Source organism: Nitrosomonas europaea, assembly GCF_900167395.1.
Taxonomy (GTDB): Bacteria; Pseudomonadota; Gammaproteobacteria; order Burkholderiales; family Nitrosomonadaceae; genus Nitrosomonas; species Nitrosomonas europaea.
In genome coordinates this window covers 1-1,659 of record NZ_FUWK01000082.1, presented here as the reverse complement: position 1 = coordinate 1,659, position 1,659 = coordinate 1, and the positions used below count along the sequence as shown (strand labels likewise).

The following is a 1,659-nucleotide window of genomic DNA, read 5'->3' as shown; positions in this document are numbered from 1 at the left end:
TCGCGTTTGGTTGATAAAGATTCGCACCTCTATCAAACCGGGTAATCCCACCTCTTGGCAAGACCTGCTGTCAGATCAAATCTGAACTACTACAGTTTATACGTAATAAATGAGCATTTTGAGCCTATTTTTAACGTAGAAATGGCAACACAGGTAGTTTTTCAGAGGTTCCTTAGCAGCAATCACTGATAGATTTGTCCGTTGTGTTTTAGCCACCCTGCCACGTGAGAGCCGTTTGGGTCTTGATGCGTCCAATGCACAATCCCTCCTTTTTCATTCCATTCGTACTGCCCTGAAAATTGAATGGAATCTCCCTTTCTGAGGGAGCCTATTCTCGGTGCGATATCAATATTATGCGCAATCAAAAGCGTTTGACCGGAACGAAGGGAAATAATGAATTTTTGATGCCTGCTGCCATCATTGTCGTCCGGGAGCAATTTTGTGACAACGCCTTCTCCGGAGATTTGCAGATTGCTCTTGCGATTCGAGAAAGCATCAGCAATCGTTGCATCCGTACCACTCTGGCTCTCCGAGAAAGTTGGGTGCTGGAGCCTGTCTGGTATTGATGTGTACGGATTGCCGAGATACGAATAGCCGGCAAATATTGCTACCGCAAGAAATATGAGTTTTTTCATGTTGTCACTTCTAATTCATGAGTTAAACCACGCCGCGAAGCAAAGGCAAATAGGTCGGCTGAATGCACTTGCTGGATTTACTTACCGGCTGCCTCTGCACACGTCACCTTCTTCCGCGGTGAGCCAACCCGAAAGCTGCTCAATACGGTGGTTAACCAATGCGGCCTGCTCCAAACAACTGCACATTGGGTAGATCGAACCATATTCCTCACGCTTGTTATCAGCGGGATAAATAGCTTCCATCTCCGCATCCCAGAATGCCAACCATGCGCGCTGCGCCTTGCGTAGCCTGGTTGTGAAGTTAGCATCGTCTTTATGCTGCTCCAGGAGCTGCTGGTAGATGGCATTGAGCTTTTTATCCGCTTCTTGATACGCCCCACACGCATCATCATTGAGATCAGCTTGAGTCTGTGCATTCGCGATTGCACATAAAAGCACACAAACAAAAAAGACAACGGATCGAATATTCATTTTGTTGAAGTTCAGCAAGAGCTGATCGGTGCTACGCAGCTTTATTACTGCAGTATCCAGCAACCGAAGAAATTAAGGTTGAGTGCCATGTTAGGTCTTACCATCATATCCAGGGAATTTCTTTAGGTACTCCCGTAATCCAATATGCATGCGCATAGCCTCAGACTCGGAAAATAGGGTTTCAACGTCAATAGACTCAAGTGGATCCTTCTTGTTTTTTGGCCATGACGCGAAGTGGAGTAGAACGATAGCAGATAAAGGCTCTATTTTTCCGTTTTGATAGTAAGAAACCGTGTGTATCGGATTTCGAAGAAGGACGATATGGAACTAGTGACGCCAATATTCCTCGTTTTCTTCACATAAAACAGAATACAGATTTGTCTTTAAGCGCGCTCTTAAAGATTTATATGTTTGAAGGTGACGAGCTGCTGTCAGCCAATTGAAACGATCTGCTAGCGGTGGGCTTACATTTTTACCATGATCAGTTAACGCTTCATATGTAGTAGTTCAGATTTGATCTGACAGCAGGTCTTGCCAAGAGGTGGGATTACCC

Annotated in this window: 2 protein-coding genes; both read right to left on the bottom strand. The window is 45.2% G+C overall.

Going from position 1 to position 1,659, the window contains the following annotated elements:
* Nucleotides 1-182: 182 nt before the first annotated feature.
* A complete protein-coding gene (locus tag B5D58_RS13470) occupies nt 183-635 on the bottom strand; it encodes a DUF3465 domain-containing protein (RefSeq protein ID WP_011112910.1) in 453 nt (150 codons plus the stop codon).
* Nucleotides 636-716: 81 nt separating this feature from the next.
* On the bottom strand, nt 717-1,124 hold the full coding sequence (locus B5D58_RS13465) for a lysozyme inhibitor LprI family protein (RefSeq protein ID WP_198407849.1): 408 nt from the start codon (nt 1,122-1,124) through the stop codon (nt 717-719).
* Nucleotides 1,125-1,659 lie beyond the last annotated feature (535 nt).

Excerpts from the sequence above, each read along its gene's own strand:
- B5D58_RS13470 (WP_011112910.1), bottom strand. The coding sequence starts at position 635 with ATGAAAAAACTCATATTTCTTGCGGTAGCAATATTTGCCGGCTATTCG.